26 protein-coding genes are annotated in these 23,672 nt (G+C 58.1%); 14 read left to right on the forward strand and 12 right to left on the reverse strand.

The genetic code is table 11. The annotated features are described in order from the left end of the window. Both RVY79_RS02930 and RVY79_RS02935 read right to left on the reverse strand, forming a co-directional pair. Positions 1 to 180: a hypothetical protein gene (locus RVY79_RS02930; RefSeq protein ID WP_317462519.1), complete on the reverse strand. Its 180-nt coding sequence runs from the start codon at positions 178 to 180 to the stop codon at positions 1 to 3. Positions 181 to 236: 56 nt separating this feature from the next. Beyond that, positions 237 to 608, reverse strand: a complete 372-nt coding sequence (locus RVY79_RS02935; protein WP_317462521.1) for a diacylglycerol kinase — start codon at positions 606 to 608, stop codon at positions 237 to 239. A gap of 212 nt (positions 609 to 820) precedes the next feature. Here RVY79_RS02935 and RVY79_RS02940 point away from each other — a divergent pair, with 212 nt between their 5' ends. Next, positions 821 to 1,798 (forward strand): MDR family oxidoreductase, encoded by a 978-nt coding sequence (locus tag RVY79_RS02940; protein ID WP_317462522.1) that lies wholly within the window; start codon positions 821 to 823, stop codon positions 1,796 to 1,798. 16 nt (positions 1,799 to 1,814) lie between these two features. Here the strand turns inward: RVY79_RS02940 and dacB are convergent, their stop codons facing one another. From dacB to trmB, 3 genes are all read right to left on the reverse strand, one after another. Beyond that, a complete protein-coding gene (gene dacB / locus RVY79_RS02945; RefSeq protein WP_317462523.1) occupies positions 1,815 to 3,293 on the reverse strand; it encodes a D-alanyl-D-alanine carboxypeptidase/D-alanyl-D-alanine-endopeptidase in 1,479 nt (492 codons plus the stop codon). A 109-nt stretch (positions 3,294 to 3,402) separates the two neighbouring features. Continuing rightward, the gene (locus RVY79_RS02950; protein WP_040243024.1) at positions 3,403 to 3,732 is read right to left on the reverse strand and encodes a DMT family transporter; all 330 of its coding nucleotides are present in this window, start codon (positions 3,730 to 3,732) and stop codon (positions 3,403 to 3,405) included. A 34-nt stretch (positions 3,733 to 3,766) separates the two neighbouring features. Beyond that, entirely contained in the window at positions 3,767 to 4,450 is a 684-nt protein-coding gene (gene trmB, locus RVY79_RS02955; RefSeq protein WP_317462524.1) for a tRNA (guanine(46)-N(7))-methyltransferase TrmB, read from the reverse strand. 251 nt (positions 4,451 to 4,701) lie between these two features. Here trmB and RVY79_RS02960 point away from each other — a divergent pair, with 251 nt between their 5' ends. The 6 genes from RVY79_RS02960 (at position 4,702) to RVY79_RS02985 (ending at position 10,585) form a co-directional block, all read left to right on the forward strand. After that, positions 4,702 to 6,642, forward strand: a complete 1,941-nt coding sequence (locus tag RVY79_RS02960) for a beta-ketoacyl synthase (RefSeq protein WP_317462525.1) — start codon at positions 4,702 to 4,704, stop codon at positions 6,640 to 6,642. An 81-nt stretch (positions 6,643 to 6,723) separates the two neighbouring features. Next, positions 6,724 to 7,227 (forward strand): pantetheine-phosphate adenylyltransferase, encoded by a 504-nt coding sequence (coaD, locus tag RVY79_RS02965; RefSeq protein WP_317462526.1) that lies wholly within the window; start codon positions 6,724 to 6,726, stop codon positions 7,225 to 7,227. An 11-nt stretch (positions 7,228 to 7,238) separates the two neighbouring features. Further along, positions 7,239 to 7,487, forward strand: coding sequence for a YfhL family 4Fe-4S dicluster ferredoxin (locus tag RVY79_RS02970; protein ID WP_011508227.1), 249 nt, complete (start codon positions 7,239 to 7,241; stop codon positions 7,485 to 7,487). A gap of 121 nt (positions 7,488 to 7,608) precedes the next feature. Beyond that, on the forward strand, positions 7,609 to 8,955 hold the full coding sequence (locus RVY79_RS02975; protein ID WP_317462527.1) for an MATE family efflux transporter: 1,347 nt from the start codon (positions 7,609 to 7,611) through the stop codon (positions 8,953 to 8,955). Positions 8,956 to 9,001: 46 nt separating this feature from the next. Further along, positions 9,002 to 9,514: an acyl-CoA thioesterase gene (locus RVY79_RS02980; RefSeq protein ID WP_317462528.1), complete on the forward strand. Its 513-nt coding sequence runs from the start codon at positions 9,002 to 9,004 to the stop codon at positions 9,512 to 9,514. Positions 9,515 to 9,580: 66 nt separating this feature from the next. Next, complete coding sequence (locus RVY79_RS02985; protein ID WP_317462529.1) at positions 9,581 to 10,585, forward strand: ion transporter; 1,005 nt, start codon at positions 9,581 to 9,583, stop codon at positions 10,583 to 10,585. Positions 10,586 to 10,596: 11 nt separating this feature from the next. On the opposite strand, the gene RVY79_RS02990 is transcribed toward RVY79_RS02985, so the two are convergent. Continuing rightward, on the reverse strand, positions 10,597 to 11,634 hold the full coding sequence (locus RVY79_RS02990) for a hypothetical protein (protein ID WP_317462530.1): 1,038 nt from the start codon (positions 11,632 to 11,634) through the stop codon (positions 10,597 to 10,599). Between the two features lie 203 nt (positions 11,635 to 11,837). Here RVY79_RS02990 and RVY79_RS02995 point away from each other — a divergent pair, with 203 nt between their 5' ends. Genes RVY79_RS02995 through RVY79_RS03010 form a run of 4 tightly spaced genes read left to right on the forward strand, consistent with a single transcriptional unit; the run spans position 11,838 to position 15,816 of the window. After that, positions 11,838 to 12,770 (forward strand): ABC transporter substrate-binding protein, encoded by a 933-nt coding sequence (locus RVY79_RS02995; RefSeq protein WP_317462532.1) that lies wholly within the window; start codon positions 11,838 to 11,840, stop codon positions 12,768 to 12,770. A gap of 8 nt (positions 12,771 to 12,778) precedes the next feature. Next, complete coding sequence (locus tag RVY79_RS03000) at positions 12,779 to 13,990, forward strand: ABC transporter permease (protein ID WP_317462533.1); 1,212 nt, start codon at positions 12,779 to 12,781, stop codon at positions 13,988 to 13,990. Between the two features lie 9 nt (positions 13,991 to 13,999). Further along, entirely contained in the window at positions 14,000 to 15,049 is a 1,050-nt protein-coding gene (locus tag RVY79_RS03005; RefSeq protein ID WP_317462535.1) for an ABC transporter ATP-binding protein, read from the forward strand. After that, positions 15,046 to 15,816 carry an ABC transporter permease gene (locus RVY79_RS03010; protein ID WP_317462536.1) on the forward strand — a complete coding sequence of 257 codons (771 nt, stop codon included), beginning with the start codon at positions 15,046 to 15,048 and terminating at the stop codon, positions 15,814 to 15,816. The genes RVY79_RS03005 and RVY79_RS03010 overlap by 4 nt, the downstream gene beginning before the upstream one ends. 138 nt (positions 15,817 to 15,954) lie before the next feature. On the opposite strand, the gene RVY79_RS03015 is transcribed toward RVY79_RS03010, so the two are convergent. Next, a complete protein-coding gene (locus RVY79_RS03015; RefSeq protein ID WP_317462537.1) occupies positions 15,955 to 16,086 on the reverse strand; it encodes an entericidin A/B family lipoprotein in 132 nt (43 codons plus the stop codon). Between the two features lie 142 nt (positions 16,087 to 16,228). After that, on the reverse strand, positions 16,229 to 16,357 hold the full coding sequence (locus RVY79_RS03020; protein WP_317462538.1) for an entericidin A/B family lipoprotein: 129 nt from the start codon (positions 16,355 to 16,357) through the stop codon (positions 16,229 to 16,231). A gap of 220 nt (positions 16,358 to 16,577) precedes the next feature. On the opposite strand from RVY79_RS03020, the gene RVY79_RS21990 reads away from it, so the two are divergent. Together RVY79_RS21990 and RVY79_RS21995 are read left to right on the forward strand one after the other, a co-directional pair. Continuing rightward, the gene (locus RVY79_RS21990) at positions 16,578 to 16,829 is read left to right on the forward strand and encodes a helix-turn-helix domain-containing protein (RefSeq protein WP_411161694.1); all 252 of its coding nucleotides are present in this window, start codon (positions 16,578 to 16,580) and stop codon (positions 16,827 to 16,829) included. A 183-nt stretch (positions 16,830 to 17,012) separates the two neighbouring features. Continuing rightward, positions 17,013 to 17,468, forward strand: a complete 456-nt coding sequence (locus RVY79_RS21995) for a transposase (protein ID WP_411161696.1) — start codon at positions 17,013 to 17,015, stop codon at positions 17,466 to 17,468. A 26-nt stretch (positions 17,469 to 17,494) separates the two neighbouring features. Here the strand turns inward: RVY79_RS21995 and dld are convergent, their stop codons facing one another. From dld to RVY79_RS03045, 4 genes are all read right to left on the reverse strand, one after another. Next, complete coding sequence (dld, locus tag RVY79_RS03030) at positions 17,495 to 19,246, reverse strand: D-lactate dehydrogenase (RefSeq protein WP_317462539.1); 1,752 nt, start codon at positions 19,244 to 19,246, stop codon at positions 17,495 to 17,497. Positions 19,247 to 19,411: 165 nt separating this feature from the next. After that, positions 19,412 to 20,740, reverse strand: coding sequence for a TRAP transporter large permease (locus RVY79_RS03035; RefSeq protein WP_317462540.1), 1,329 nt, complete (start codon positions 20,738 to 20,740; stop codon positions 19,412 to 19,414). 2 nt (positions 20,741 to 20,742) lie between these two features. Next, on the reverse strand, positions 20,743 to 21,216 hold the full coding sequence (locus RVY79_RS03040) for a TRAP transporter small permease (protein ID WP_317462542.1): 474 nt from the start codon (positions 21,214 to 21,216) through the stop codon (positions 20,743 to 20,745). Between the two features lie 34 nt (positions 21,217 to 21,250). Further along, positions 21,251 to 22,258 (reverse strand): DctP family TRAP transporter solute-binding subunit, encoded by a 1,008-nt coding sequence (locus RVY79_RS03045; RefSeq protein ID WP_317462543.1) that lies wholly within the window; start codon positions 22,256 to 22,258, stop codon positions 21,251 to 21,253. 366 nt (positions 22,259 to 22,624) lie between these two features. Here RVY79_RS03045 and RVY79_RS03050 point away from each other — a divergent pair, with 366 nt between their 5' ends. Beyond that, positions 22,625 to 23,638, forward strand: a complete 1,014-nt coding sequence (locus tag RVY79_RS03050) for a DctP family TRAP transporter solute-binding subunit (RefSeq protein WP_317462544.1) — start codon at positions 22,625 to 22,627, stop codon at positions 23,636 to 23,638. Positions 23,639 to 23,672 lie beyond the last annotated feature (34 nt).

Here is a 23,672-nt window from a genome sequence, read left to right on the forward strand (position 1 = left end):
TCACTTCTCCTTGAAATCGGCGGTAACGAGCAGGTTGAGAACGATCACGGCGAGCCCGATCAGCCCCCAGAACAGCATACTGCCATACCAGGCCTGGACATCGCGCAGTAACGTGTAGGGGACAATCACGGCAGCCACCACCAGCACGCCGAGCAATCCAAAACCAATGCGTCGGGACATGGGACACCTCACACGAACGCTGAATGTGAACACACCGGTATCCTCGACCAAGGCGCTCAGCCGAGGAACTTTTGCCAGGCCAGCAAGCCCCAGGTCAGACCCGCCATGATAAGCGAGATCATCACCGCCGCCGAGCCGATGTCCTTGGCCCGGCCGGACAGCTCATGATGCTCGGGGCCGATACGGTCGACGACGGTTTCCACCGCGCTGTTGAGCAACTCCACGATCAGTACCAGTGCGCAGCTGCCCACCAACAACAGCCATTCCACCGGCGTGGCGCCGATCCACCATGCCAGGGGCAAGAGAACCACGCAGATGCCCACCTCCTGACGAAACGCCGTTTCATTGCGAAACGCAGCACGCAGCCCCTTGAGCGAATAGCACGTGGAATTGATCAAGTGACGCAAGCCGGTCTGGCGGGGTTTCATCGCGCTGGGTCCTCAGCTAAGGGTTCTCGATGGCCGACACGCAATGACCAGGACGGCAACGCACACGGCGCCCAAGATAGTAACAAAGGGGCAATCCCAGGCAACGCCGCGCGAATGACGGACGGTATCCCGCAAAAGTCGCGTTGTCGACACTCGCGGCTCAACGCTAGGCTAATGATCTCGCGCTCACCCGAATTCGCAAGGAGTCCTCCATGCCCCGTGCACTCATGCTCCATGACGACGCCCCCCGCGCCCGCCTCGAAACGCTCGAGGAAAGCCAGTTGCCGGAACGCGCGGTGCGCGTCGCGATCGATTATTCGGACCTTAATTACAAGGACGCCATGGCGGTCACCGGCCAGGGCAAGATCGTGCGCGACTATCCACTGGTGCCGGGCATCGATTTCGCCGGCACGGTGACGGATTCCACGGATGCGCGGTTCGCCGCCGAGGACCGCGTAATCCTCACCGGCTGGGGCGTCGGCGAGCGTCATTGGGGCGGTTTCGCCGAGGCCATGCGCGTCGATGCCGACTGGCTGGTGCCCTGCCCACATCCGCTGAGCACTCGTCAGGCAATGCTCTTCGGCACCGCCGGACTCACCGCCATGCTCAGTGTCATGCGACTGAAAGAGGCCGGCCTCGTCCCCGGCGACGGACCGGTCGTGGTGACCGGCGCCAGCGGCGGCGTGGGCAGTTGGGCGGTGTCGATACTCGCCCATGAAGGCTTCGAGGTTCACGCCGTCACCGGCAAGCCCGAGCAGAATGCCTGGTTCGAGGCGCTCGGTGCCCACGCCGTTCTACCCCGCGCCGACTTCGAAGCCCGTGGCCGACCGCTGGAATCGACGCAGTGGGCGGGCGCCGTGGATACCGTCGGCGGCCAAGTCCTGGCCAACCTACTGGCGCAAATGCACTACGCCGGGAAGGTCGCCGCCGTGGGGCTGGCGGGCGACGCCGCGCTGCCGACCACGGTGATGCCGTTCATCCTACGCGGCGTGTCGTTGCTCGGCGTGGATAGCGTGTATATCCCCTTCGACCGGCGCCGCGCCGCGTGGCAACGCATCGCTGCCCTACCCAACGCGTTGCTGTCGCACATGCACGTCGAGGAGATCGGTCTCGACGACGTGGGCGACCGGGCTCACGCCATGCTCGAAGGCCGCACCCACGGACGCGTGCTCGTCGACCCGCGACGCTAATGTTCCTGGCGAGTTCTCAGTGGGCCTCGATCATCCGCGTCAGGTCCGCCGCCACTAGGGGCAACACCTGCCGCCAGGCGAGATACGGCGTTTGCGAAGTGCCGTTGACCAGTACCGCGAAGCTGCCCCAACGCCCGGTTTGGGTGCGGAAATAGCCGGCTACCGCGCGCACCGTGACCGGCTCGTTGAGCGTGCCGGTCTTGAGCATGACATGTCGCTGGAAAGTGTCACTGCCACGGCGGATGAAGTGCATGGGACCATTGGTCGGCAGTTGCAGACCAGCCACGAAGGTAGGAAACAGCGCCGGCCGATGGTACATCGCTTCCAGCAAGGCATTGAGACCGCGGGCCGAGACACGGTTCTCGGGGGTCAGACCGCTACCGCTGGCAAGCGTCGGCACGCCCTGCCCCGGCAGGCTGCGGGCAAAGCGCATCAGCGCGTCGGCACCGTCCTGCAACTCCGCGTGCGGCTTGTCGACGAGATCCAGCGCCAGAGTGTCGGCCATGAAGTTGTTGGAATAGTTGAGCATGCGCAGCAGCAATTCCTGCAGCGGCTTGCCATCCACCGCCGCCAAGCGCTTGGCCGTGGTCGGCGGCGGTGTCGTGCTGGTCGCGTAACCATCGACCTCGATCCCCGCTTGCCTCAACAAAGCCAGCAACGTCTTGGCGGTTTGCTCGGCAGGCTCGGAGCTGGCGCGATAGACCTCACGCGAGAAGCCACCGCGAGCGATCTGTCCACTGATGCGTAGCGTATCGCCTCGCTCATCGCTGATGCGCTCGGCACTCAGGCGTGTGTCGCCACCGCGCGGCACGGTTTCAACGTTATTGGCGATCCGCGTAAGTGGCGTCACCGTGGCGCAATCGCTGATGGAGGCCGCGTCGCCCACGGCATTGCCGGGCTTGACCCGATTGCACCAGCTGCCGTAATTCACCGCCGCCGAGGATAACAAGGCGCTGTAGGCATTATCGGAGCGCGTGCGCGCCTCGCAGCGATCGGTGGTCACGCAGGTCACCGGGCCGAAGCGCCACTGACTGACCACCAGTTGACCATCGACGGCACGCACGCCACGTTCACGCAAACGCTGCACCAGGCGCCACAGGTTTTCGCTGGTCAAGGCCGGGTCGCCGCCACCGTCGAGGACCAGATCACCATGCAAGACGCCTTGGGCATCGATGTCGCCGCTGGAGACCAACTGCGTAGTGAAACGATGCTGCGGCCCCCAGCGGTCGAGGCTCGCGGCGGCGGTATAGAGCTTGGTCACGGAGGCCGGAGAAAGCCGCCGCGTGGGGTGGATCGCCCCCAGGCTTTCACCGCTACCCAACAGCTGCGCCTGAGCACCGATCACGAAGCCCTTGTCGGCCAGTGTGGCAAGGTTGTCGAAGCCATCGGCCTGCGCGGCCAATGGCAATCCCATCATGACCAGAAGCGCGAGCACACGACGACCGACACGCTGCAAGGCGCGTGGATGTCGGCAGTGGAACAGCCTACTCAGCATGAAATTTTTCCTTCCCTGGACGAATATATATCGTCCGCTAGGCTAGCAGGGCTCCTGATCGAGTGCGATGGCGGCGTACGATCGAGCGTAGGCACTTTGCAGAGAGTCCCTAATGCGCGGACATACGCGAAAACACCTGGATGATGGCGACCCCGGCGATGATCATTCCCAGACCGAGAATCGCGGGCAAATCGGGTTTCTCACCATACACGACCACCCCGATCAGCGTGACCAGCACGATGCCAAGCCCGGCCCAGAACGCATAGGCGATGCCCACCGGCAAATCGCGCAGCGCCAGGGTAAGCATGTAAAACGCCAAGGCGTAGCCCACGACCACGGTCACGCTCGGCCACAAGCGAGTGAATTCCTGGGACGCCTTGAGCGCGCTGGTGGCCACGACCTCGGCGATGATCGCGATGGCCAAAAATACATACACCATATTCTCTCTCCTGCAGGCCCATGCTGCCTGATTGTTAGGTGGGCAACAGCTCGGGCCGATGCGCCAGTGTCACCTTGAGACGCCAGAGTGGCTGCCCGCTGGCGTGATATTTGTGTTCGAAAGGCGTGAGGTACTCACCCGATGGCTCGCAGGGCTCGAGATGCGGCTCGCGCCCCGTGGCCTGAGCCAGCGCCAGGGCCAACTCCTCGAGATAAAGCCGCCAGTTGGAGCGCGCTTCCAGTTCGCCGCCGAGACCCGCCAGGGCTGGAAACACCGGGTGCCCATGCCAGCGCATCTTGAGGTGCGATGCCTTGGGATACGGATTGGGATAGAGCAGATAATGACGTGCCGGTTGCCACCCCTCGTGTAGCGCCAAACGCCAGAAATCCACCAGATCGGCACGTACCAGCAATGCGTTGTCAGGCAACTCGCCATGCTCTCTGGAGAGACGGTCGGCACTACGGTCGACACCAATCACAGCGTGGCCGGGAAAGCGTGTGGCCAAGCGCCGCGTGGAAAGCCCAACGCCACAGCCTGCGTCGAGAATCAGCGGCTTGTCCTGCTCATGCAGCCAATTTCTTGCCGCACCGAATGCCATCCGCGTGTGCGTGGCCAACGGCTTTTGCCAGGGGTGAGTCAACGCCCGCGACACACGCCGCGAAAGGTCCTCGTGCGGCGCGGTCTGCTGGGTGACGATGGCACGGGAGTTGGCATGCATGGGCGGCTCTTTAAACGACTGAACGACACGCTATTCTAGCAGACTGCCGGCCCTGTCCGAGCGTCACGATACCAGCCCATGGAATATCCCCGTCGGCGCATTGCAAGGGCGCTTCCCCTTTATCGGACAGTGTTCGCATGACGCCACTCGCCCCCGAGTGCTATCATTCTCGCCCAGACTCATTAAGGCTCCGCGCGCCGCCTGGCGCTAGGAGACGCGCCATATCGGCCGACGTGTGCCGGCCACGAAACATGACGCATCGTCATCCACAGCATTACGAGGAACGCGGCTTGTCACAGTTACCGGTGATCGTCGGCATGGGTGGTGTTAACGCCGCCGGCAGAACCTCGGGCCACCAGGCTTTTCGCCGAACGATTCTCGACGCCTTGCCCGATACTCTTCAGGCACAAACCATCTTGGCCCTGGCCGCCATGATGCAGCTCGTTTCGCGCATAGAAAGCGGCGGTTGGGAAGATGCCCAGGGCAACATTCTCGATGACGCCGACGTCGTCGCACGCTATCGCCAGCACGTGCTCGATCATACTCTGATCCGTCGTATCGAGGACGAGCGTTTCAACGGCGAAGGGATTCCCGCCAATCGCGCGGCACAGCTTGACCTTGAAGCCGCGCTGACATTTCGCGTGCGCCGCCGCCAGCTTCCCAACGACGTGCCCGCCACCTGGCAGGTGCGCGACATCGACAAACGCACAGTCGAAGTCGTGGTGCCACCAGGATCGCTCGATGTGCTGCTCCCCGAACGCCGCAGTGCCCAGGTGCGCTCGGCGGGGCAACTGCCTAGCGGCTTTTCGCCGGACGCGCTTTATCGCAGCGTGCACCATCCACGCGGCCTGGCGATGACCATCTTCGGCGCTTCCGATTGTCTCGGTCAGAGCGGCCTCGACTGGTCGACACTGCGCAACCGTCTCGATCCGGACGCCATCGCCGTCTATGCCGGCAACTCCATCGGCCAGCTCGACAACGAGGGCTGGGGCGGGCTCTTGCAAAGCTTTGTAAGCGGCCATCGGGCGACTTCCAAGCAGATGCCACTGGGTTACGGACAAATGCCTGCCGATTTTCTCAACGCCTATGTGTTGGGAAGCGTCGGCGCCACCGGCGCCGTGCTCGGGGCCTGCGCCAGCTTCCTCTACAATCTGCGCCTGGGGCTGGAAGATATTCGCAGCGGCCGGCGCCGGGTGGTCATGGTGGGCACCAGCGATGCGCCGATCACGCCGGAGATCGTCGAGGGCTTCCGCACCATGGGAGCGCTGGCCGACGATGAGAGCCTCAAGTCCCTCGACGCGCTGACGCTGCTCACCGATAGCGACTATCAGCGCGCCTGCCGACCCTTCGCGCGCAACTGCGGCTTCACCATCGCCGAGTCGACCCAGTTCCTGCTGCTGATGGACGATTCCCTGGCGCTCGAGACCGGCGCCCAGATTCTCGGTGCGGTACCCGATGTCTTCGTCAATGCCGACGGTTGGAAGCGCTCGATTTCCGCGCCGGGCATCGGCAATTACATCACCTTGGCCAAGGCCGTCAGTCTTGCCAGCGACATGCTCGGCGAAGACGCAGTACGCCACCGCAGCTATCTACACGCGCACGGCACGAGCACACCCAAGAATCGCACCACCGAGTCGCACGTGTTCGACATGGTGGCGCGCGCGCATGGTATCGAGTCGTGGCCGGTCACCGCCGTCAAGGCATTCGTCGGCCATTCACAAGGCGGCGCAGCAGGCGATCAGATGGCCAGTGCGCTGGGCACTTTCGCCCATGGCGTGATTCCCGGCATCTTCACACTCGAGGCGGTGGCCGATGACGTCTTCGCCGAGCGCCTGCGCTTCTTCCGTGACCCGCTGTCCTTCGAGGCCGACGCAGCCTTCATCAATGCCAAGGGCTTCGGCGGCAATAACGCCACCGGCCTGGTCATCTCGCCGGCCGCCACCGAGCGCCTGCTGATCCAGCGCCACGGCCAACGCGCCATCGACGACTGGAAGCATCGTCGCGAGGCCACCCTCGCGGCTTCCGACGTGTATCTGGCGACGTCCGACAACGGCCAGTTCGACGTCACTTACCGCTTCGGCGAAGGCGTTCTCGAAGGGCCGGAACTCTCGATGACGCGCGATGCGCTGCATATTCCCGGCTTCGATCAGCCGGTATCACTGGCGGTCGACAATCCCTACGGCCGGTTGTAATCGCCACGCCCGGTCGGCGCACGATTGCTGCCGACCATGGGCAACCACTACCCTGTTGGTATCTCGGCACAGGATGTACCCATGAATAACGTGGTCTATCCCGGTACCTTCGACCCCGTCACCCATGGTCATTACGATCTGATCGAACGCGCCGCGCGCATGTTCGACAAGGTCGTGGTGGCGGTGGCGGCGAGTCCGCGCAAGCAGCCCGCATTGTCGCTGGAGACCCGCGTCGCCTTGATCGAAGAAATCACTGCCGATCTCGACAATGTCACGGTCGTGGGCTTCAGCGGGTTGCTGACGCAGTTGCTGGATCAGCAAGGCGCGCGCATTATCCTGCGCGGATTGAGAGCGGTATCCGACTTCGAATATGAGTTACAATTGGCCAATATGAATCGGGCCCAGGCGCCTCATATCGAAAGCTTGTTTCTGACGCCCGCGATCGAGAATTCGTATATTTCTTCCACCATCGTGCGCGAGATCGCGCGTCTCGGGGGAGATGTCTCCAAGCTCGTGCATCCCTGCGTGGTCGATGCACTGAGCCGGCATTTCGCCTCAGACCCCTCGTCGCCCGATACGCAGTAGAGGACACCTCCATGGCCCTGATGATCACCGACGAGTGCATCAACTGCGATGTCTGCGAACCCGAGTGCCCCAATGGCGCCATTTCCCCGGGTGAGGAGATCTACGTCATCGACCCCAACTTGTGCACCGAGTGCGTCGGTCATTTCGACGAGCCCCAGTGCCAGCAGGTGTGTCCGGTGGACTGCATTCCCCTCGATCCCGAGCGCAGCGAAACCCATGACCAGCTCATGCACAAGTATCGGCTGATTACCGCCGCCTGAGCGCGACCAGGCACGATACGCAGCACCGAGGGCCCGCACGCAGGGACATCTCCAACGTTCCTTGCATGCCCCGCGAGCGGCCCCGCCAGGCGTGAACGCCCACCGCAAACGATACAATTCCGTGCCCTCATCCCGTACTTCGCCACGCATCTGGCCGCTTGCCTGGCCGATCATTCTGTCCAACATCACCGTCCCACTGCTGGGGTTGGTAGACACCGCCGTGGTCGGCCACCTGCCGGACTCGCGCTACATGGCCGCCGTGACCCTTGGCGCAATGCTCTTCAGCTTTCTCTACTGGGGGTTCGGCTTCCTGCGCATGGGCACCACCGGCCTCACCTCCCAGGCCATGGGGCGCGAGGACGACAGCGACATACGCAACCTGCTGGGGCAGTCGTTGTTGCTGGCCCTGGGCATCGGCGTGATGTTGATCCTGCTCGCCGAACCGCTCATCAGCTTCGGTCTCTACCTGCTCGACGGCAGCGAGGCCGCCATGTCACTGGCAACGCGCTATGCCCATATTCGCATCCTCTCGGCCCCGGCGGTGATGGCCAATTACGCGATTCTCGGTTGGTTCCTCGGCCAGCAGAATTCGCGGGTCACGCTGGCGATCATGGTACTGACCAATAGCGTCAACATCGTGCTCGACCTGCTGTTCGTGGTGGGCCTGGGCATGACCAGTGACGGCGTGGCCTGGGCCACGGTGATCGCCGATTACACCGCCTTGGTGGCCGGCCTGTGGCTGGTGGCACGGCAGTTGAAGCTGCTTAAGGGGCGCTTTCTGCGCCAGCGCCTGCTGCGCTTTGGCGCCTATTCAGAGCTTTTCCAGGTCAACCGGCATCTGTTCGTGCGCACGTTAGGGCTGCTATTCGCCATGGCGTTCTTCACCGCCCAAGGCGCCGATCAGGGCGATACGGTGCTCGCCGCCAACGCCGTGCTGATGCAATTCATCATGATCACCTCCTACGCGCTGGACGGCTTCGCCCACGCCGCCGAGGCCTTGACCGGGCGTGCCGTGGGACGCCGTGACTGGCCACTGTTCGGGACCTCGGTGCGCGCTGCCGCGCGCTTCTCGCTGATCACCGCCGGCGTTGCCATGGCGGCGTTCGCCTTCGGCGGCGACTACCTGATCGCCCTGCTCACCGATCTCCCCGACGTGCGCGCCACGGCAGGGGACTATCTGCCCTGGATGATCGTCATGCCGGCCATCGCGGTGTGGAGTTATCTGCTCGATGGCGTCTTCATCGGCGCCACCGCAACCCGCGAGATGCGCGATACCATCCTGCTGGCGCTCACCGTCTACCTTCCGGTGTGGTGGTTCACGCAACCGCTGGGCAACCATGGCCTGTGGCTCGCCTTCACCACCTTCACCCTGGTGCGCTCAGCAAGTCTCGCCGCCGTCTACCTGCACTACCGGCGCACGCGCTGGGCTGAATCCCAGACCTCTCGCCAGGCGGACAATCACGCATGAAACGTGGTACACATTTGCCAGTCACGCATCAATCAATGGAGCCCGCATGACCGACGACCTTCCCCGCCAGCATGAGCTCACCATGACGGTGCTGATGACCCCTGACATGGCCAACTTCAGCGGCAAAGTGCATGGCGGCGCGATTCTAAAGAAGCTCGACGAAGTCGCCTATGCCTGCGCCAGCCGTTATTCCGGCTCCTATGTCGTGACGCTGTCGGTGGACCAGGTGCGTTTCAAACAACCCATTCATGTTGGTGAACTAGTGACGTTTCTGGCCTCGGTCAACTATGTCGGGCACTCCTCGATGGAGATCGGCATCAAGATTATCGCCGAGTCGATCCAGGATCGCGTGATTCGCCATACCAACAGCTGCTACCTGACCATGGTCGCAGTAGATGGCGATGGCCATCCCAATCCCGTGCCACAACTGCAACTCGACACGCCCTTGCAAAAGCTACGTTTCGAAAAAGCCAAGTTACGCAAGGAAATGCGCAAGCAAGAAGAGCAGGAAGAACGGCGCGCCCAGGCGCATCTCGACGAGACCCGCGAGGCACCCTGACGCGGCGCCGGGAAACTGATAGCGTAGCCACCTGCAGGATGCATGGCGCTGCCGATGGAGAACTTGATGAGCGCACCTCCCACCGCTGGCTCGCGCCGACGCGAGCGCTTCTATCTCGTCTGGGACATCGCCATCGTGGTGCTGGTCTCGGCGAACTTGTTGCTGCTGCTCGTCGATAGCCTGTTTCTCTTGCCGCCGTTGAATGCCGGCCTCGAAGCACTGGCTCCGAGCCTCCATCACGCTTATGACAGCGCCATTCACCAGCGTTTCATGACCATCGACCTGGTCTTCGTGAGTATCTTCCTGCTCGATGTCCTGGCCGGGTGGGCGGTGGCCGTCGCCGAGCGCCGCTACGCACGCTGGTTCTTCTATCCATTCGCGCACTGGTACGACGTGCTGGGGTGCATTCCCGTCAGCGGCTTCCGCATCCTGCGTGTATTGCGCCTCATCTCGCTGCTGATTCGGTTACAGCGCCTGGGAGCGATCGATATCCGCCGCTGGCGCCTGTACACCTTCTTCGAGCGTTACTACCGCATGCTCATGGAGGAGCTTTCCGATCGCGTGGCGACGCGCCTGCTGAGCAGCTTGCAGGACGAGGTCCAGCGCAGCGACGACTTCACCAAGCGTCTCTCGGAGCAGGTGATCCAGCCGCGCAAGGCGGCGCTGGTGGACGAAATCGCCCGACGCCTCGAGACCACCGTCGACAAGAGTTATGCCGAGAATCATCAGCAAGTGCATCGCTACGTGGCGGCCCTGGTCACTCGCACGCTCGAGGAGAATCAGGAGCTCTCCCGACTGAGGCGCCTGCCCATGGGCGAACACGTGGCCCACGCCATGGAGCGTAGTCTGAGCGACGTCGCCAGCCGCGTGGTCCACGAGGCCATCGATGGACTACGCTCGCCGCGCTTCAAGAGTCTCATCGGCGACCTGGCGGGCAGCGGCATCGACGCCTGGCTACATGTCGACCAGCGCACCGATCGCGTCACCGAGCAGGTGTTGATCGAAACGCTGGAAATGCTCAAGGACGAAATCGCCGTTCAGCGCTGGAAGGACGACTTCGACCTCAGGTGAATCGCAGGGGCTCAGGTGAGCCGCAAGATGGTGTACGGCGCTTCGCAGGCGTGGCGTTCGTCGCGCTCATCGATGCTGCCCAGCGACATGTCGCGGTCGTTATCGTAAGCCACGAACAACCGCTCGCTGTCCAGCACTGCCAGGCCTTCGGCCTTGTGCACGAACTCCAGGGCGTCACCGCCTACCGTGCGTACCAGCGCCGGCGCCTTTCCTGCCGCGAAGTCTTCGAGCGACACGACCCAGAGATACCCCCCGATGCGCGCTTCGCCCGCTTCCTCGACTTCGAAGCTCGTCATCAGGAACAGACGCTGATGATGAGGATCGTACTCCAGGCTGGACAGGCCGCAGTCATAGCGTACTTCGGGTTGTTGTTGAGGCGAGAAGCGATAGAGTTCGCGTAACTCGTCGACGAACACCAGGTTGCCATAGGCATTGATGCTGTAATGCGCCCCCACGACACGACATACGAATTCGAAGTCATCATGTGAGCGACCTTGCTCACGCACACCGAAGAGTAGCAGCCCGTCACCGCGCTCCCCGGGGATCGCCGCCAGCCCTTCTATCTTGTAATACGGCTCGCCGATGGCGCCGTTCAGCTTGTTGCGCAGCTCCAACGACCCCTCGACCCCATCCCGGGGATCGGGGTCGACCACTTGCACCCGTTCGGGCTCGCCTAGCGGCCAGATCAGCAGATGGTTGTAGGCGTTGAGCGCATGACTTTCCATGTCGATACGATCGAATCCCGTGGTCGCCAGCACGTAACCGCCGTCAGCGGTCAGCGCGAAGTCCTCGTACTTGACCGCTCGCTTGATGGCATCTGCGGTCAAGTAGTCGAGGCCACTATCGTCAGGCTCGGCATCGGTGATCGGAACGGAAAAAACGGCCGAACGTGCGTCACCGGGAATGGGCTTGTCGCTGGCCAGAATCAACCGCTGACCATCATAGACCACCGCCGACACTTCAACGTTGACCACCTGGCCATTCTCGTCACGCAGGCCTACGGGGAAACAATGCAGTGTCCCTTCTTTCAACACCTCGGCATTTGCCATGACGCCTCCTTGAACGCGTTGTTCGTGAACCTTCCAGCGTAACGCGAAATCCTCACATGGTCGCGGTACATCTTAGCGACTTGCGGCCAAAGGACCGGATGGGCAACCTGACATCGCATTACCTCTCGCCGCGCAAGCCGAGAATGCTAGACTCAAGGTTGAAACCATCGCGACGCCCGTCATTGCCAAGGAGCCAGGCCATCATGCAAGGAACCTTCAAGTACTTCGCCAACGCCGTACTCGGCATCGCCGCCGGGGCGGCGCTGTCCTTGACACCGGCTCTCGCCGCCGACCCAGTACGCGTCTCATCGAAGATCGACACCGAAGGCGCCTTGCTCGGCAACATGATGGCGCAACTCCTGGAGAGCGCCGATATCCCCGTGGAAGAAAACCTCCAACTGGGGCCGACCAATATCGTACGCACGGCCTTGCTCCAGGATGAAATTGACTTGTATCCCGAGTACACCGGCAACGGTGCTTTTTTCACCCAGACTGCCGACGACCCGGCCTGGAAAAAAGCCGACAAAGGCTATGAGAAGATTCGTGCTTACGACAAGCAACACAACGACGTGGTATGGCTCACTCCAGCGCCGGCCAACAACACCTGGGCCATTGCCCTGCGCCGCGACATCGCCGAGAAGCACGACCTGTCCACCATGGCGGATTTTGCCGCTTGGGTACGCAACGGCGGCGAGGTCAAGCTGGCCGGTTCTGCCGAGTTCGTGGAAAGCGAGGCGGCCCTGCCCAGCTTTCAGCAGGCCTACGATTTCAAGCTCGACCAGGACCAGCTACTGGTGCTTTCCGGCGGTAACACAGCGGCCACCATCCGCGCGGCTGCCATGAACACGAGCGGCACCAACGCGGCGATGGTCTATGGCACGGACGGCGCGATCGCCGCCGCTGGGCTCAAGGTGATGGATGATCCCCGGGGCGTGCAAATGGTCTATCAGCCAGCACCGGTCATTCGTCAGGAAACACTAGAGACGTATCCTCGCATCCCCGAGATACTGGCACCTACCTTTAAAAGCCTTGACCGCGAAACGCTGCAACGCCTGAACCGGCGCATCCAAGTGGATGGCGAACCCGCCAGCGATGTCGCTCGGGATTACCTGGAATCGCACGATCTGCTCGACTGACGGTGCCGGTGTCTGCTTCTCACCCAACCACGCGTGATACGAGCGGCGCTCGCCTGATCGCCAACCGCGTCCTCGTCACGTTGCTCTGTGCCGGGGGGCTGTCGGCCGGGCTATTGCCCTTCGCCACGCTGTCGCCCAACCGCCTGGCAGCAGGGCAGTCCATCATGTTGAACGACGCCTCGTCGGGATGGCAGTTCATCGTCATGCTTGTACTCATGGGGCTACTTGCCATCGCGGCATTAAAGCGCCCCTTGCCGCGGACCCTTGCGCATGGTGTGGTCTTGCTGGCCAGCCTGGGGTTATTGCTGATCACGCTGTATAGCCTGGGCGACTATGCGCAACGCGCGCTTGCCGAGACCTCATCCTCGGCGCGCGTCTCGCAAGGCGCCGCCTTCTGGGTGATGGTATTCTGCTGCGCGCTGGCGGCCATCGATGCCTTTCAGCGCACCTCCAGCGGTTGGCTACTGCGTCTGGGCTACATACTGATCGCGGGGGGGAGCGTGGCGATGTTGTTCGCCAGCGGCCATTTCGACGATCTGTCGATCATGCGCGAATACGCCAACATCCGCGACGATTTCGGTGACCAGTTCATCACGCACTTGGTTCTGGTTGGCTCCGCGCTGGGGCCGGCACTGCTCTTCGGCGTTCCACTGGGTCTGTTGGCCCATCGTCACATGCGCCTGCGGGGCGCACTTTTCAGCGTGCTCAACTTCTTCCAGACGATTCCCTCGATCGCCTTGTTCGCGCTGCTCATCGCACCTCTCTCGGCACTCGGCAATGCTTTCCCATTGCTCGGCGAATGGGGCATCAAGGGGATCGGCGCCGCGCCGGCCATCATCGCTCTGGTGATGTACGCACTGCTGCCCGTGGTGCGCAATACCTACGCCGGGCTAAAGGGCGTTCCACCCGCCACCGTGGAAGCCGCACGCGGCATGGGCATGACCGCACGCCAAGTGCTTTGGCGCGTGGAAATCCCTTTGGCGTTGCCGGTCATGCTCTCGGGACTACGCATCGTCACCGTACAATCCATCGGCCTGACCGTAGTGGCGGCGTTGATCGGTGCCGGCGGTCTGGGGGCTTTCATCTTTCAGGGACTCGGCCAATACGCCATCGATCTGGTCCTGCTCGGCGCGATCCCCACCATCGTGCTGGCAGTGATCGCTGATTTCACGTTGCAGATGCTGGTCGTGCTGAGCAAGCCGGCCGGCACCCGACGATAGGTAACACCGATGATCGAACTTCAGGGATTGACCAAGCGCTATGGAGATACGCGTGTCGTCGACGATATCTCCCTCACCGTGGAGCAGGGCGAATTCTGCGTGCTCATCGGCCCCTCGGGGTGCGGCAAATCGACCACGCTGAAGATGATCAATCGCCTGATCGCACACAGCGAAGGAAAAATTCTGGTGGGCGGCGAAGACATCACCACCCTGCCGCCGGAGCGGCTGCGTCGCCGCATCGGCTATGCCATTCAGTCGATCGGGCTGTTTCCACATTGGCGCGTCGCAGACAACATCGCCACCGTGCCCAGGCTGCTCAAGTGGCCGTCGTCGCGCATTGCCGAGCGCATCGACGAATTACTGGCCTTGTTCCAGCTCGACGCTGACGGGCTACACGACAAGTATCCGCATCAACTCTCGGGGGGCCAAGCCCAGCGCGTCGGTGTCGCCCGTGCATTGGCCGCCGACCCCGATGTCTTGTTGATGGACGAGCCCTTCGGTGCCGTCGACCCGCTGACGCGTGACGCGCTGCAGGTCGAGCTGTCACGCGTGCATCGCCAGACCGGCAAAACCATCGTCTTCGTCACCCACGATATGGACGAGGCCTTGCGCCTGGCCTCCCGCGTGGCGTTGCTCAATGGCGGCCAACTGGTGCAATACGACCGCCCGGCGGAGCTTCTCGTCGCCCCCGCCAACGACTTCGTGCGCGACTTCATCGGGCGCGCCGATCTAGGCCTCAAGCTGCTCTCGCGGCGCCGGGTCGAGGAGTATTGCCGGCCGGCCCAGCGCACGCGCAACAATGCCATCGCCAGTGCACCGATCACTTGGCAGGTGGACGCCGATGACCGCCCCATGGCCCTGCTGGGTGGTCGCCTGGGCGAATCCGATATAGCTCGCACGGTGGTCAACAACGAGTGGAGCGCCACGCCGGAAATGTCGATGAAGGAAGCTTTATCGCGCATGGTGTGGTTCCGCGTGACGGCCCTGCCAGTGCTCGATAGCGAAGGGCGCCTGCTGGGTGAGGTGACGATGGCTGGCGTCATGGGGCACCGCCCATGAGCGTCAACGCACTGGCACGTCCGCCCTCCTGGCATCGATTCCTGCTGATCGCGCTCAGCACCTTGTTGATCGCGCTGGTGCTGGGCATGGAGCAATTGGCGCCGTTGTTTCGGGCGCTGTTTCCCGATCAAGACCCGGCGATGTATCAGCGCGAAAGTTTTCTCAACCTGACACTCGCCCACCTCGCCCTGGTGCTGTTGTCGTCGCTTATCTCTGTCAGTATCGGCGTGGCGGCGGGATTGTTCGTCACACGGCCGGCAGGTCGCGAGTTCGAACCCTTGGTATCGACGTTGGCCGCGATCGGTCAGACCTTCCCACCAGCGGCGGTGTTGGCGATCGCCGTCCCACTCGCCGGTTTCGGCTTCGTGCCCACGCTGGTGGCACTGGTGCTCTATGGCCTCTTGCCCGTGGTACAGAATACCGTCGCCGGCCTTGGCACGGTGCCCTCGCAAACGCTCGAGGCCGCGCGCGGCAATGGCATGAGCGCCTGGCAGATCCTGTGGCGCATCGAGCTTCCCCTGGCGATGCGGGTCATCATCGCCGGCGTGCGCGTCTCGGTGATCATCAATATCGGCACGGCGACCATCGGCTCCACAGTGGGTGCCACGACATTAGGAACACCCATCATCGCCGGCCTGGTCGGTAACAACCTGCCTTACGTGATTCAGGGCGCGATACTGGTGGGACTTCTGGCCATCGTCACCGACCTGGCGTTCGAACGCTTGGAGCGGCGCTTTTCGTTCGGCGAAGAAGGTAATGCCCAGTGACGAGGTATACACATGCTCGTCGGACATTCGCATGCGAGAAAGGGGAAACGACACCAGAGTGCCGACATGCAGGGTTCAAGCGTATCCAACGCAAGGTGAGGCGTACCACCGCCCCGTGTGGAGCGGCGGTAGCAAGCGTCAATCGACTGCTTCTTGAACTTCTTCGCCACCCTGTTCTATATCCTCACCGGCCCCTTCCAGGGTATTACACCCGGTGATTGCGCCAGCGGTGAACATCAGCAGCAGAGAAAATGCCAGTATCCGTTTCATCGTCGTGTCTCCTTCACGTTATCGAGCGGAAAGACATTCCGCCGTTCCATACCCGTTCATACGGGGCATCCCAAAACCATTCAAATGGCATCATCAACGTACCAGAGCCAATACTGCCATGCACTCATTACACGGCAATGCCTCAGGACGCTGCTTCCTGAACGGCTTCACCGCCACGTTCGATATCCTCACCGGCACCGTGGATGGTGTTGCAGCCGCTCAGCGCCGCCAATACCAGCAAACCCAAGATCGCAACCGTTGCACGCTTCATGAACATCTCCTGGAATCATCCCATATAAGACGCGACATGGCCCCCATGCCGTGTAACATGACATTAGCACAGTCGAGTGATTTTCGACGATCTTCAGGAGCCCCGTGGAAGACGTAAACCAAATATAGGTCATAAACCATTTTATAAGGGGTTGCGGTAAGTGCTTGAACGTAAATTTTCGTGTGCTATCCATGTCAGGATCTCTGACACGGATGAAATCATGGTCAGACGCTTGGTTACCCCTCTCACTGACGCTGAACAGCAGACACCGACCTATCAGCATGGTGAGAAGCGCGCCTTACGTCGGCGTACGCATGCCATCAACCAGATCAGTGAGATACTGCAGGTTCGCCGCGATGCTGTCTCACGATGGCTCAAACAGTGGGAAGTGTCGGGTCTCGACGGGCTGATCGACAAGCCGCGCAGTGGGCGGACGCCGATCCTCGACAAACACAACCACGAGCGACTGTAAGAACTGGTCGCTGAGCATCCTCATCAGATTCGATCTTTGCAGGCTTGACTACAGGAAGAGACCGGCAAGACGATCAGCACGGTCACCTCCGCGTGTTGAAAAAATCGCCATAGCTTCAAGCGTATACAGCACTCGCTGCGGAAACGGCGTGACAAAACCGATTTTCGCAACACACAGGGCCTCCTGAAGGCGTTACATGAACGGGAAGAGGAAGTGACGGTGTACTCACATAGCCGACGACTGAATGTGCTGGGGTTCCTAGATACCATCTCTCCGAGCCGGCAAGCTGATTTATCGCACCGCCCCCATACGGTGACCACGGAGGCCGTGATTGAAGCATTTGATCAGTTTGTCGCCCAGAAGCATCCCGATACCTTCGCCATCGTGGTGCTCGATAATGCCCGCATGCATCGTTCCAAGGCCTTCAAGCGCAAGATACTGGAGTGGATAGCACATCGCGTGCATCTCGTATATCTATCGGCCTACTTGCCAGAATTGAACCTTAACGAAATTCTGTGGCGGCGAATGAAGTACGCCTGGCTGCCCTTGAACACCTACCTCTCATTTGATCGCCTCTGTGATGAGGTACACCGTCTACTCAGTAGCTACGGAGCGAAATACACGATTAATTATGAATAACCAGTTATATATGGAGAGACAACATTTTAGAGCCTACGCCTGCCATCCCAAAACCTTTTCTTACTAGTTTTTCCTATGCCCGGATTGAAATAATTACATGGATCGAGTTGACGATAAAAATCGCGCAATACTGGCTTCGCCATGTAAAGATGGCCCACGTTGTGCTCGGCAGGGTACTCCGCTCCGCGTTCATCCAGCTGTGCCCACATACGGTATTCCAATTCGAGGCAGTCAACTCCCTTCCTTACAATGTAATCCTGGTGTATTACGTGACAAAGGAAGTGGCCATAGTAGAGCTTGTGCAGTAATTTTTTATCGACTTCGTGAGGCAACGTCTCCATCCACTCACGCTCGTTGCGCCTGAGTGCAACATCCAAGGCAACAATATCCTCCACCTCGTCATCATGGATAACACGATAGCGCCCAGCTGCTCCAGCGGCAGCGAAACGATGCAGAAAAGCTTTTTTTCCTTCTTCGTCACTACATTCGAAATAGCTTCCTTCATGATCGATGAAGAAATTGTCGAGCAACTTGCGTGTGCGATCGACATTTTCCTCACACACCTTGAGCATCAGGTGGTGCTCAAAGCTGTCACGGTATTCGTCCATTCTTTTTGGTAAATGCTCGGGAAATAATCGGCTAAACTTCTGCATTATTCGATCCGAAGCATTGGCGGGAAGAAATCGCACGCGAGTGCAGAAATCGTCAAAGCGACCCTTGCGTTCCCATATCGTTGGCAACCGATGCGTGCCTAAGTGTTGAATGGTCAGAAAAGTATCTTTTCCATAATACTTCGCGATATCGTAAGCATCGCGATGCATATACTCACCCGCAATAGGTAATATCTCAAATTCTGTTAGAATGCGTCGACGCAGACCGGTTAGCACTGTGGTATGATTGGTGCCAATATAAAAGACCTTAGGATTCTTCTCCATTGGGAAGGTATCCAGGCGCAGGGCGAACACCATCAGTCGTCCCGCTGAACCTGCAGCTTCGTTGAGTCTTCTTGGATCGGCGTTGAAACGAGCCGGAGTGTCGGCATGGATATCACGAACATGTCTGATATAGTCGCGATCAGAGGCGGCGCGCCCACCTGAAGCTTCTATATCATGAGCGCTGTAATCACCGTTCTGGAGGCTCTTGAGAATCTGCTCGGGCTTTTCCCCCAGCTTGATGCCAAGATGGTTGACCAGCTCTAGACATCCATCGCTATTGAGCCGAGCATAAAGTGCCAACTCGGTATAAGCGGGGCCTCGTTTAACGAGAGAGCCACCAGAATTATTACACACGCCGCCAAACACCGAAGCCCCGATACAAGATGAGCCAATCACCGAGTGCGGTTCTCGTCCCATAGGAGCCAGTAGCTTTTCCAACTGATCCAGCGTAGCTCCTGGTAAGCAAATTACTTGTCGGCCACCTTCTATTGGTTGAATTATTTTCAGCCGCATAGTATTGATAATTACAATATCACGATCGTAATCATCACCATCCGGTGTCGACCCACCAGTCAATCCGGTATTGGCCGCTTGAGTGATCACAATACAATCGGATTCCAGACAAGCTTTTAGTACTCGCCACTGCTCTAGTAGTGATCTTGGCCTAACCACGGCTAACGCTCGCCCACTGCCGAAGCGAAAACCGGTGCGGTAGCGCCGAGTTTTATCCTCTCCCTTAAGAACTTGTGGCTTACCGACGATCTCCTCTAGTCTACGAACAAACTCTAGTGGCTTTTCGCGGATAGATGGTTGTCTCTCAAGTGACTGTTTGTAGATAGACATTGCCAATCACTTCCTGGTCATTAGCGAACAAAAATAACAAATTGCGCAAGGCATGCCTTTACCATAACTTCTGCTTCTCCCTCAAAACCTTACAGCGAGCAGAAATATAAAACGTGCTATCGTCTAATTTTTTAATTATTTCCCACACCCCTATGCTTTTCTAGCCTATAGCAGGAAAAGAGAGATACTCGGCACATAAGTAATGACTAGAAGGCCGACCAACGACACTACTAAGAAAGGCAGTACTCCCAAAGCGATCTTGCCGATAGGCAGTTGGGTAATATTTGCAGCGACGAATAGATTGATGCCTACTGGGGGTGTAATCAAACCGATCGACAATGCTGTCATCAAAGCGACACCGAACCAGGTTGGATCAAGACCAAGACTATTGATTACTGGCAAGAAAATTGGCAGAGTAATGAACATGATAGTAATCGCATCCATGAACATCCCCGTCAGCAGCAAAATAAGCATCATCACCAGTACGACCGCCCAAGTGCTGTCACTTATGTTTAGCAGTGCGTCTGAATAGTTGCTTACTAAGCCGTCAACCACTACCACCCAGCCAAAAAGACTAGCGAAGGCCACCACCAGCATAACTACTGCCGAAGAACTTGCCGAGTCAACTACGCAAGTGAAAAGCGCCTTGATGCTCAGCGAGCGATAAACAACAAATCCTACAAACATGGCGTAGACGGTAGCGACAGTCGCAGCTTCAGTGGGCGTAAACACTCCACCGTATATACCGCCGAGAATCACCACAGGCGTCAGTAGACCCCAAAACGAATCCTTGAAGGCGCGAGCCAGACGTTGACTATAGCAGAGAGTACTATCGGCTTCGGAGCGTTCATATAGGTTAATAGCTTCTTGGTCGTCGGGATAATCAGCATCGCGGAGAGGTAATAGCTTGGCAAACGGCAGAGCGCATAGCATCAGGCAGCCTAGCATCAAGCCGGGAACGATCGAAGCCAAAAAAAGATCAGAGATCGAAGTTTGGGCAAGAATGCCATAGATGACTAGTCCGATGGACGGCGGAATGATAAGCGACAGGGCCGCACCGGTACAGACTAAGCCGGCAGCGAACGGGCGCGAATAGCCATCAGCAACCATACCTCGTATGATAAGGGGGCCAATAGCCGCCACCGAGGCTGGACCAGAACCACTGACCGCCCCCCAGAACAAGCATACCACTGTTCCTACCAGTCCCATGCCACCGGGCAAGCCACCCACCAAGACGCGAAAGAAGTTAATCATTTTACTGGCAATACCAGTAACCCCCATAATATTGCCTGCTAAGATAAAGAAAGGGATGGCTAATAGTGAGTACTTGGCAATGCCCGTAACGATCAAGTCACCTACCATGTCCAGCCCGAACCCCATCTGATACATGGCATACATAGCCGATAGCGAAAGGCTAAAAGCGACAGGAACGCGTAAAAGAACGAAGACAAAGAACAGTACAACCATCTGCGTACCGGTCGATATTTCCATCATTATTAACTTGCCCCCAGCTGTTGAAACTCGACCACCGCTAGCTCAACCTGACGGATAAGGAGCATCACAAACCCGAAGGGTATGACCAGTGTGTAGTACCATTTAGGAATTTGCAGAGCACTGGAAACAACGCCGCTGGCGTATTGATGCATAAGCAGTTTATAAGTAAAAAAGCAACATAACATCAGAGTTACGACTACTAGTGATATCGAAACCACTACCAAAGCCCGCTTGAAGGCGCGGGGGACATTGTCGTAAAGCACAGTCACCGCTAGGTGTTGGCCATGCTTGGCGGCGATAGCTGCACCGAATACAGTCAGTACCACCAAGCCATGAATAATCAGCTCTTGAGTCGAGGCCAGCGAAAAGTTGGTAAGATTGCGCGCCACCACATTGGCGAAGCCTAAGAGGGTCATGCAAAGAAAGACAATGCCGCAGATAACCTCCTCGAAGTGGCGCAAAAGTATCTTTATCATTTCGAAAACCCTCCTAGGCTCCTAGCCTGTAGCATTATTGTTGATCTGCTACTTTACCGACAGCTTCTTCAAATGACTGAACGAGATCCTCCCCAACCTTCTTAGCCCAGCTTTCATAGACTGGTCGGGTAGCATCACGGAAGGCTTGTAGTTGCTCTTCCGAGAGGGTAGTAATCTTCATACCATGTTTCTTGAGCGTATCTATGCCAGATTTTGTCTTCTCCCTGGATAGCTCAATCTGGTACTGCATAGCTTGGCTTGCAGCATTCTGCACCATGGTGCGAGTTTTTTCGTCCCAATTCTTCCAAAGCTGTTTGCTTACGCCAATGAATATAGGATCGTATGAGTAATGCCACATAGTCAGGTAATCCTGAACCTCATAGATCCGCTGTGGTACGATAATCGAGCCAATAGGGTTTTCTTGACCGTCAACTACGCCCTGCTGCAAAGCGGAGAAGGTCTCGGTCCACTGTATCTGCTGTGGGTTGGCACCAAGGGCGTCGAAAACGTCGATGTACATTGGACCGGCAACACGAATTTTCATGCCATTCAGGTCATCGGGGGTCTCGACTGGCTTAACACTATTGGTCAGCTCACGAAAGCCATTTTCCCCCCAGGCTAAAATTTTGATCCCATGCTTTTCAGCGATGGCCTTCATCTTTTCACCTGGCTCGCCCTGAATGGCAGCATCCACCTGTTTATAGTTCGAAAATAGGTAGGGGAGTGAAAACACAGCCATTTCAGGAATCAAAGGTGTAACGTTAATTGCCGAGGTAACCACAAAATCAATGTCGCCACGACCAACCATCTGAGCTTGCTTCATCTGATCTCCACCTGCCAGAACGGCATTAGGAAATATCTTGATGGCAAACTCGCCACCCGATTTCTCATTCAGAATTTCTCTGAATTTTTCAGCTCCCTGCTGCCAAGTTGTGGCATTGGACGTATTGTGTGTAAGTCTATAGGTATCAGCTTGTGATACGGCAGAAAAGACTAAGGCCGTGATGGAAAAAAATAGTGAGAGTAGCCGCTTCGATTGCATAGGTGCACCTCTTGTAGTGTCGCCACAGCTGAATTTTGTTCCACTTTGTGGATGATTTATGTTGCTCCCCCAAAACTATGGTTTTTCATCATCGCACCGGCCATTAGACAATGGTTTTAGTGGTAAATTAAAATTTTAAATTTTTTATAAAAACTATATTTATCAATACCTTACCATGAAAGCATGATGCATACTTATTTCCGATATCGCTTTAGGAAAGCACTGAGGTTACCTTCAGCCCCTGCGTATTGTTCTATATCATGGAATGACATACTAAAGTAGCATTGCCCGGCGCGGAAGTTAAGATCATTTTATTTATGCCAATTAAATTATTGAGTGACTAACATCTAGCATATGGGGTGGCTAATGAAATTCAGGGATGGTCTTAATATTGTGTTCGCAAGCCTGTTCATGGTCGCTACTACAGTGGGAGTGGCCCAGGCAGAAACGCTAAGGCTCTCCAGTGAAACGAGCGATTCGACGAGCCGTAATAAAGGTGCTGAAAGGTTTGCTAAGCTGGTTGAAGATGCCACCGGGGGTAACACGAAGGTTAAAGTCTTCGGTAATGCGGTACTAGCCGGAGGCAATCAATTGAAGCAGGCGGAAATGGTAAGCCGTGGTGATATAGACTTCTTGCTCTCATCGGCTATATCCGTATCCCCATTAATTTCTGAAATGTCAGTTTTCTCACTACCCTATCTCTATAGCAATTATGAGGAGGTTGACGCAACCTTGGACGGTAAGCCAGCGGAAAAGATGGAGGAGATCATGGCCCAGCAGGGGCTGGTCGTACTTGGATGGGGGGAGAGTGGCTTTCGCGAGCTGACCAACAGCGTCCACCCGGTCAAGACACCCGACGACCTGAACGGTCTAAAAATTCGAGTGGCTGGCCCTATGTTTATCGACATCATGGATGAACTGGGAGCTAATCCACAGCAGATTCAATGGACTGAGACTTTCGCAGCACTACAGCAAGGTGTAGTTGACGGCCAGGAGAACCCTATCGGGGCAGTCATCATACCGCAGCGAATTTATGAAGTTCAGGATTACCTCACCACTTGGCATTATTCTTACGACCCTGCTTTCTTGGCGGTCAGTAAAAAACTGTGGAATTCTTGGGACAAAGAAATGCAGACTACAATGCGGCAAGCTGCGCAACAGGCAATGAGTTATCAAAAACAGCTCACTCGGAAGCAGACAGCTAATGGGGTCAAATTTCTTAAAGAAAAGGGAATGAAAATATACAACCCTAGCGAATCAGAAATGAAAAAATTTCGGCAGGCCACTCAAGACTCTTTTGATAAGTGGGCGAAAGAAATTGGCATGCCTTTAGTAAACACTTTCCAGAACACAATTGAGGGAGTCCGTCAATCCCAGTAATTTCTACCGACTATTTTAATAAAAAATATGCAGT

The sequence above is a fragment of the Chromohalobacter sp. HP20-39 genome, assembly GCF_033052815.1.
Lineage (GTDB): Bacteria > Pseudomonadota > Gammaproteobacteria > Pseudomonadales > Halomonadaceae > Chromohalobacter.

Coding starts and splice junctions, on each gene's coding strand:
- RVY79_RS02930 (WP_317462519.1), bottom strand. CDS start 180: ATGTCCCGACGCATTGGTTTTGGATTGCTCGGCGTGCTGGTGGTGGCT.
- RVY79_RS02935 (WP_317462521.1), bottom strand. CDS start 608: ATGAAACCCCGCCAGACCGGCTTGCGTCACTTGATCAATTCCACGTGC.
- RVY79_RS02940 (WP_317462522.1), top strand. CDS start 821: ATGCCCCGTGCACTCATGCTCCATGACGACGCCCCCCGCGCCCGCCTC.
- dacB (WP_317462523.1), bottom strand. CDS start 3,293: ATGCTGAGTAGGCTGTTCCACTGCCGACATCCACGCGCCTTGCAGCGT.
- RVY79_RS02950 (WP_040243024.1), bottom strand. CDS start 3,732: ATGGTGTATGTATTTTTGGCCATCGCGATCATCGCCGAGGTCGTGGCC.
- trmB (WP_317462524.1), bottom strand. CDS start 4,450: ATGCATGCCAACTCCCGTGCCATCGTCACCCAGCAGACCGCGCCGCAC.
- RVY79_RS02960 (WP_317462525.1), top strand. CDS start 4,702: ATGACGCATCGTCATCCACAGCATTACGAGGAACGCGGCTTGTCACAG.
- coaD (WP_317462526.1), top strand. CDS start 6,724: ATGAATAACGTGGTCTATCCCGGTACCTTCGACCCCGTCACCCATGGT.
- RVY79_RS02970 (WP_011508227.1), top strand. CDS start 7,239: ATGGCCCTGATGATCACCGACGAGTGCATCAACTGCGATGTCTGCGAA.
- RVY79_RS02980 (WP_317462528.1), top strand. CDS start 9,002: ATGACCGACGACCTTCCCCGCCAGCATGAGCTCACCATGACGGTGCTG.
- RVY79_RS02985 (WP_317462529.1), top strand. CDS start 9,581: ATGAGCGCACCTCCCACCGCTGGCTCGCGCCGACGCGAGCGCTTCTAT.
- RVY79_RS02990 (WP_317462530.1), bottom strand. CDS start 11,634: ATGGCAAATGCCGAGGTGTTGAAAGAAGGGACACTGCATTGTTTCCCC.
- RVY79_RS02995 (WP_317462532.1), top strand. CDS start 11,838: ATGCAAGGAACCTTCAAGTACTTCGCCAACGCCGTACTCGGCATCGCC.
- RVY79_RS03005 (WP_317462535.1), top strand. CDS start 14,000: ATGATCGAACTTCAGGGATTGACCAAGCGCTATGGAGATACGCGTGTC.
- RVY79_RS03010 (WP_317462536.1), top strand. CDS start 15,046: ATGAGCGTCAACGCACTGGCACGTCCGCCCTCCTGGCATCGATTCCTG.
- RVY79_RS03015 (WP_317462537.1), bottom strand. CDS start 16,086: ATGAAACGGATACTGGCATTTTCTCTGCTGCTGATGTTCACCGCTGGC.
- RVY79_RS03020 (WP_317462538.1), bottom strand. CDS start 16,357: ATGAAGCGTGCAACGGTTGCGATCTTGGGTTTGCTGGTATTGGCGGCG.
- RVY79_RS21990 (WP_411161694.1), top strand. CDS start 16,578: ATGGTCAGACGCTTGGTTACCCCTCTCACTGACGCTGAACAGCAGACA.
- dld (WP_317462539.1), bottom strand. CDS start 19,246: ATGTCTATCTACAAACAGTCACTTGAGAGACAACCATCTATCCGCGAA.
- RVY79_RS03035 (WP_317462540.1), bottom strand. CDS start 20,740: ATGATGGAAATATCGACCGGTACGCAGATGGTTGTACTGTTCTTTGTC.
- RVY79_RS03040 (WP_317462542.1), bottom strand. CDS start 21,216: ATGATAAAGATACTTTTGCGCCACTTCGAGGAGGTTATCTGCGGCATT.
- RVY79_RS03045 (WP_317462543.1), bottom strand. CDS start 22,258: ATGCAATCGAAGCGGCTACTCTCACTATTTTTTTCCATCACGGCCTTA.
- RVY79_RS03050 (WP_317462544.1), top strand. CDS start 22,625: ATGAAATTCAGGGATGGTCTTAATATTGTGTTCGCAAGCCTGTTCATG.